Here is a 6,105-nt window from a genome sequence, read left to right as displayed (position 1 = left end):
GGCGGGGCGGGGGTGTCAGCTCGGTGCGCGGCGATTCCCTCGTTCGGGCGTGCCGTGGCGTGCCGTTGGGCGCGGTCGCGTCAGCGTCAGATGCGGACGCCGAACTGGAAGGTGCCCATGTAGTCCATCGACTCGTAGCGGACGACGGTGCCCGGCTTCGGGGCGTGCAGGATCTGGTTGTTGCCGGCGTAGAAGCCGACGTGCGACAGGCCGTTGAAGAAGACCAGATCGCCCGGCTTGAGCTGGCTGCGGCCGATCCGCTGGCCGTCGTTCTGCTGGGTGTACGTGGTCCGGGTGATGGAGACGCCGGCCTGGGCGAAGGCCCACTGCGTCAGCCCGGAGCAGTCGTAGGAGTTGGGGCCGGAGCCGCCGGAGACGTACGGCTTGCCGATCTGCGTGGCGGCGGCGCTCAGGGCGGCGGCGCCCATGTTGGAAGCCGGGGCCTCGTTGCCGAGTTCGACCCGGTCGCTGGCGGCGCGGCTGGCGCGCTGCTCCTCCTGGGCCATCTTGGTGCGCTCGGCCTGGGTCAGCGTGTTGAGCAGCTGCTGGGCGTCGGCCAGCTTGCCCTGGTACTTCTTCTTGTTCTCGCCGAGCGCCTTGCGGACGTCGGCGAGGTCGCCGAGCTTGTCCTGGGCTTCCTTGCGCTGCTGGGCGAGGGTGCGCTGCTTGGACTGGATCTTCTGCAGCGACTCCGTCTGCTTGACCGTCAGCTGGTCGAGCGCGGAGGCCTGGTCGAGGAAGCTGTCCGGGTCCGAGGCGAGGAAGAGGGCGACCGAGGGGTCGATGCCGCCGGAGCGGTACTGCGCGGTGGCGATCGAACCCAGCTCGGTGCGGAGCGTGTTGAGCTCGGCCTGGCCGCGGGCGACCTTGTCCTGGAGCGCGTCGACTTCCTTCTTCAGGTTGTCCTGCTGCTCCTTGGCCCCGTTGTACTTCTCGGTGGCCGCCTCGGCCTCGTGGTAGAGCTTGTCGACCTTCGCCTTGACTTCGCTCTTGCTCGGCTTGGGGTCGGCGTGGGCGGCCTGGGAGGTCAGGGCCACGGCCGCGGCGGCGGTCGCGGTGAGCACGGTCACGCGGGTGCGGCTCGGCTGCTTGGGACGACGGTGGGACGCCACGAAGGCGAGCTCCTTCTTCCTCAGAGCCGCCTACCGGGCTGTGGGGGAAAGAATCCCCGGCTCCGTGCACATGACGGACTCGGCGGTTCCTTCGCCGTCACCCCCAGTGGGTGATCAACCGTGCGAAGGTTCGAGGCCTGACCCTAGTGACCATCTTGTGATCAGTTCAAATCCTCACAGGATTTTTCTCGTCACACCAGGCACTTCTTTACTCTCACCCCACCGCGTGTAGCGGCGACTTGACGGTACGTTCCCAGAAATCCGGCATGCCACACATGCCGCCCATATCCCGCTAGACGCGCGAAAGGCGCTTGAGGAGCAAGACGGACGCGACCGGCCGCGCCCCGGCCTTGGCCACGCCGTCCGCCACCTCGCGGTCGGTGGAGACGACCACCACGGGCCGCCCCGGCGGTTCCGCGCGGGCCAGTTGACGGATCACCTCGTCCGCCGTGACCCCGGCCTTGCTGAACAGCACCCGGACGCCCCGGGGCGGCGCGAGCAGCACCGGGGCGGCCAGCTCGGCCCCGTCGAAGACACAGGTCATCTCGGCGCCGGTCTGCGCCGCGAGCACCGAGAGGCCGCCCAGCAGCCGCAACCGCTGCTTCTCCAGCGGCATCTGGGGATAGCCGGTCTTGGTGACGTTGTAGCCGTCCACGATGAGGTGCGCCTGCGGCAGCGCGAGCAGCTGGTCCAGCAGCGCCGGATCGGTCTCCGAAAGGGCGCGCGCGGCAATGTCCTTGGGCGACATCCGGCCCGGCTCCACCGCGTCCACGGTGTCGGCGGGATGCGTCGTCGCCGGGGGGAGCGCCAGCTCCCGCCGCAGCCCCGAGGCCGCGTCCAGCACGGTGTCCAGGAGCAGCCGCAGCCGCATGTCCTCCACCGAGCGGCCCTCGCGGGCGGCCCGCCGGCTCGCCTCCAGGGCCGCCTCGGCCTCGCCGAGGCGCCCCTTGAGCCGGCGCGACTCGCTCTCCACGGCGGAGAGCTGGGCAGCCGACTCGGCCCGTACGGTGTCGGTCTCGGCGGCGCTGCGGCGCAGGGCGGCCTCGCCGCGCTTCACCTCGCTGAGCGCGCTGCGCAGCTTGCGGTGCAGCGACTCGGCCTCCTTGCGGGCCGCCTCCAGCTCGGTGCGCAGCCGCTCGGTCTCGGTACGGGTGTGGGCGCGGGCCCGCTCCAGCTCCTCGCGCAGGTGCTCCAGTTCGCGCCGGGTCTCCTCGTCCGCCCGTTCCGCGTCCGCCCGCTGGACCTCCTCGCCGGCCGACTCGACCAGCTTGACCCAGCCGGCCGGACGCAGCACATAGGCGGCCGCGGCCACATCGAGGGGATCGGCGGCGGCGGGCGGCGAGCCCGCCTCCAGCGCGCCGGTCAGCTCGGGCTGGGACTGGCCGAGCCGCTCGCCGATCCGCTGCCGGAAGACGGCGTCGCTCTCCAGCGCGGCGGCCATCGCGTTCCCCGCGAACTTGGCCCGCCGGGTCGGGGTGAACCGGGCGTACTGCCTCAGCTGGGCGGGCAGTTCGGCGACGGTCAGACCGCCGAAGGCGTCCGAGACCAGCGCGATCACCCGCCGCCGAACGCCCTCGGGCAGCGGACGGCCGAGCGCCTCTGCGCCGCCGTCGGCCGCATCGGCCGGTCCGGCGCCGCTGGTCGGCTGATCCACCGTCCGTCACCCCATAGATGTGTCGAAGGGTGCGCTCCCTCAGGAAGCGGCACCCGGCCTGTCCACCAGTTCGATCTGGTCCACCGCGTTGCACCAACGACAGCGGACCGACTCGATGGTCTCACTGACGACCTCCCGCTCCTCGACACTCGACTCACCGGCCAGGTCGAGGTGCACGTACTCCACGACCTTGGAGGAACGGGTCACGTCGAAGCGCGTGAGGTTGCCGCACAGGGTGCAGCGCCAGCGGGTCGAGTCGGTCGGCAGGGGAACCGTCGTCATCGTTTGCGTCCTCTTTCGTCGTTTCCAGGAGCCCGCGCCGGGCGCGCCGCCGCGACTCCACCTGTCTACGTCAAGGATCTCGCGGTGCGCCGTCGAACTGCGGAAGTCCTGGCGTAACCCTACGGCCTCGCGTATAGGCATCGGCACGGCGAGGCGCTCCGTCCCCATCTCCACCGGTACGTCATGCTCTGTACATGATCGAGTGGCGGCAGGCCGACTGGCGGACCACGGCCGGCAGGATCCGGGACGCGGCGGCCTCCAGCGGCGCCCCGGTCACGTACGGACTGATCGGTGTCTGCGGGGTGATCTTCCTGATCAGCCCGCTCTCCGGGTTCGGCGGCGCCGCGCACCGGAGCGAGGAGGCGCTGCTCGCCGCGCAGGCCGGGTACTTCGAGCGGTGGGGGGTGATCCCCGCCGAGCTGTGGGAGGGCTCCGCGCATGCGCTGATCACGCCGTTCACCGCGCTGTTCGTGCACGGCAGCTGGCTGCACCTGCTGGGGAACCTGCTCTTCCTGTACGTGTTCGGCGCGATGGCCGAGGAGCGCATGGGGCGGGTGCGGTTCGCGCTGTTCTACGTGGGCTGCGGCTATGTGGCCCTGGTCTGTTACGCGGCGGCGCACGCGGACTCCGAACAGACGCTGGTCGGCGCGTCCGGCGCGATCTCCGCGGTGCTCGGCGCGTTCCTCCACCTCTTCCCCAAGGCCCGGGTCACCAGCCTGTTCCCGTTCCTCTTCTTCCTGCCGCTGCGCTTCCCGGCCTGGATCGTGCTGGTCTTCTGGTTCGGGCTGCAGTGGGCGGCGGCGCAGAGCGCGGGCAGCGGGCCCGGGGTGGCGTATCTGGCGCATGTGGCGGGCTTCGCGGCCGGGTTCCTCTACGCCTGGGTCCGCTATGGCCGGAGAGCTAGAGTGAAGGTTCCAGCCACCGAGGGAGACAGCCAGCCGTGATCACCGCGATCGTGCTCATCAAGACCAGCGTGGACCGGATTCCGGAGATCGCCGAGGCCATCGCCGCGCTGGACAGCGTCAGTGAGGTCTTCTCCGTCACCGGCACCTACGACCTGATCGCCATGGTCCGGGTCGCCAAGCACGATGACCTCGCCGATGTCATCCCCGGCCGGATCAGCAAGATCCCGGGCGTCGAGGGCACGGACACCCATGTGGCGTTCCGTACGTACTCCCAGCACGACCTGGAAGCGGCGTTCGCCATCGGCCTGGACGCGTAACGTCCGACGTACTTCGGCCGGGGACGGGCTCGCTGCCTGTTCCCGGCCGACGTGTTGTACCGGCCTCAGACCTGGGCCGCCGTGCCGCGGTCCGGGACGCAGCGGCCGTCCTCGGTGCGGTAGTTCCACCGGGCGCCCTCGCGGACCAGTTCGGCGACCGCGCGCAGGAACCGGTCGATGTGCTCGTCGGGCGTACCGGCACCGAAGCTGACCCGGATCGCGTTGAGCGAGCGAAGCGAGGAGGGGGTGCCCCCGGCCGAAGGCTGGGGGAGCTCGCCCGGCTCGCCCTCCGGCGCGCCGCACTCCCCCGGGTCCTGCGGGTCGCTGCCGAGCAGGGTGCGCACGAGCGGGTGGGCGCAGAAGAGGCCGTCGCGGACGCCGATGCCGTACTCGGCGGAGAGCGCGGCGGCGAAGTGCGAGCTGTTCCAGCCGCGCACCACGAAGGAGATGACGCCGACCCGGGGCGCGTCGTCGCCGAACAGCGAGAGCACCTGGACCTCGGGGACCTCGGCGAGCCCTTCGCGGACCCGGGACACCAGCTCCTGCTCCCGCGCGACGAGGTTGTCGAAGCCCGCCTCGGTGAGGGCCTTGCAGGCGGAGGCGATGGAGTAGACGCCGATGACATTGGGCGAACCGGCCTCGTGGCGGGCGGCCGTGGTGTGCCAGTCGACGTCCACGCCGCCGTCGGCACGCCGGGCGACCTTGCGGGACGCGCCGCCGCCGGCGAGGTACGGATCGGCTGCCTGGAGCCAGTCGGCGCGGCCGGCCAGCACCCCGGAGCCGAAGGGCGCGTAGAGCTTGTGGCCGGAGAACGCGACCCAGTCGACGTCCAGTTCGGCGACGTCGACGGGGTGGTGGGGGGCGAGCTGGGCGGCGTCCAGGACGATGCGCGCTCCGTGCGCGTGGGCGGCGGCGGCCAGTTCGCGCACCGGCCACAGCTCGCCGGTCACGTTGGAGGCGCCGGTGACGCAGACGAGGGCCGGGCCGTAGGGGTCGCGGTCGGCGAGCGCCCGCTCCAGGGTCTCGACGGCCTGGGCCGGGGTGCGGGGCGCGTTGAGGTAGGTGACCTGGGCGTCGCGCCAGGGCAGCAGGGACGCGTGGTGCTCGGTCTCGTACACGAAGACCTGGCAGTCGGCGGGGATCGCGGCGGCCAGCAGGTTGAGGGAGTCGGTCGTGGAGCGGGTGAAGACCACCTGGTCGTCCGCGCGGCAGCCGAGGAACTCCGCGACCGTGCGGCGGCTGTTCTCGAAGAGGTCGGTGGAGAGCTGCGAGAGGTAGCCCGCGCCGCGGTGGACGCTGCCGTAGTACGGGGCGTACGCGGCGACGTCGTCCCAGACCCGCTGGAGGGCCGGCGCGCTGGCGGCGTAGTCGAGCGCGGCGTAGGTGACCTCTCCGCCGGTGACGAGCGGAACGGTGACGTCCTGGCCCAGAACGGGCAGCGGGGCACAAACCGACGAGTCGAGGGCAGCGGTGGGGACAGACATGGCGAACTCCCGTAACAGGCAGGCGAAGTCCAGCGCCGGCGGACACGCGGCAGCGCAGGAAGGGAAAGAAAAGGGTGCGCGGAAGGAGGGCTACAAGCCCTAGCGCATTCGCTTGCTCACAGAAGGCTCCCTAGGGACCAGGACCCCGGGGGCTGGCATCCGCTGGATGCCGAGGGGCCCGCGCTTGCCGCAGACCTCGCTGCCTACGGCCTGGTCTTCACCCGGGGCACCCCGCCACGGACGGAGGGTTGCCGGACAGCGGGCCGGGGCCGTAGTCGCTGTCACTCATGACCTGCGCAGCATCTTGCCATACGTATGCGTACGCGCAAGGGCGCAGTCCGGCATCCGGAC

6 protein-coding genes and 1 riboswitch are annotated in these 6,105 nt (G+C 71.4%); of the genes, 2 read left to right on the top strand and 4 right to left on the bottom strand.

What is annotated here, in order from left to right:
* Positions 1-86: 86 nt before the first annotated feature.
* The 3 genes from ACFWM7_RS32645 to ACFWM7_RS32635 all read right to left on the bottom strand — a co-directional run bounded on the left by ACFWM7_RS32645 (position 87) and on the right by ACFWM7_RS32635 (position 3,048).
* A complete protein-coding gene (locus ACFWM7_RS32645) occupies positions 87-1,112 on the bottom strand; it encodes an NlpC/P60 family protein (RefSeq protein WP_205083139.1) in 1,026 nt (341 codons plus the stop codon).
* A 292-nt stretch (positions 1,113-1,404) separates the two neighbouring features.
* Positions 1,405-2,766: an NYN domain-containing protein gene (locus tag ACFWM7_RS32640; RefSeq protein ID WP_383267675.1), complete on the bottom strand. Its 1,362-nt coding sequence runs from the start codon at positions 2,764-2,766 to the stop codon at positions 1,405-1,407.
* 39 nt (positions 2,767-2,805) lie between these two features.
* The gene (locus tag ACFWM7_RS32635) at positions 2,806-3,048 is read right to left on the bottom strand and encodes a hypothetical protein (RefSeq protein ID WP_003969643.1); all 243 of its coding nucleotides are present in this window, start codon (positions 3,046-3,048) and stop codon (positions 2,806-2,808) included.
* A 194-nt stretch (positions 3,049-3,242) separates the two neighbouring features.
* Here ACFWM7_RS32635 and ACFWM7_RS32630 point away from each other — a divergent pair, with 194 nt between their 5' ends.
* Together ACFWM7_RS32630 and ACFWM7_RS32625 are read left to right on the top strand one after the other, a co-directional pair.
* Entirely contained in the window at positions 3,243-3,992 is a 750-nt protein-coding gene (locus ACFWM7_RS32630) for a rhomboid family intramembrane serine protease (RefSeq protein WP_383267672.1), read from the top strand.
* The gene (locus ACFWM7_RS32625) at positions 3,989-4,270 is read left to right on the top strand and encodes an Lrp/AsnC family transcriptional regulator (protein ID WP_007451244.1); all 282 of its coding nucleotides are present in this window, start codon (positions 3,989-3,991) and stop codon (positions 4,268-4,270) included. The genes ACFWM7_RS32630 and ACFWM7_RS32625 overlap by 4 nt, the downstream gene beginning before the upstream one ends.
* Before the next feature lie 65 nt (positions 4,271-4,335).
* Here the strand turns inward: ACFWM7_RS32625 and ACFWM7_RS32620 are convergent, their stop codons facing one another.
* A complete protein-coding gene (locus ACFWM7_RS32620; protein WP_383267669.1) occupies positions 4,336-5,754 on the bottom strand; it encodes an aminotransferase class V-fold PLP-dependent enzyme in 1,419 nt (472 codons plus the stop codon).
* Positions 5,755-5,929: 175 nt separating this feature from the next.
* Positions 5,930-6,047: riboswitch (SAM riboswitch) on the bottom strand.
* Positions 6,048-6,105 lie beyond the last annotated feature (58 nt).

The organism is Streptomyces sp. NPDC058375, from assembly GCF_042723425.1.
GTDB classification, from domain to species: Bacteria; Actinomycetota; Actinomycetes; order Streptomycetales; family Streptomycetaceae; genus Streptomyces; species Streptomyces durocortorensis.
This window is presented reverse-complemented; position numbering and strand designations above follow the sequence as displayed.

Coding starts and splice junctions, on each gene's coding strand:
- ACFWM7_RS32620 (WP_383267669.1), bottom strand. CDS start 5,754: ATGTCTGTCCCCACCGCTGCCCTCGACTCGTCGGTTTGTGCCCCGCTG.
- ACFWM7_RS32635 (WP_003969643.1), bottom strand. CDS start 3,048: ATGACGACGGTTCCCCTGCCGACCGACTCGACCCGCTGGCGCTGCACC.
- ACFWM7_RS32630 (WP_383267672.1), top strand. CDS start 3,243: ATGATCGAGTGGCGGCAGGCCGACTGGCGGACCACGGCCGGCAGGATC.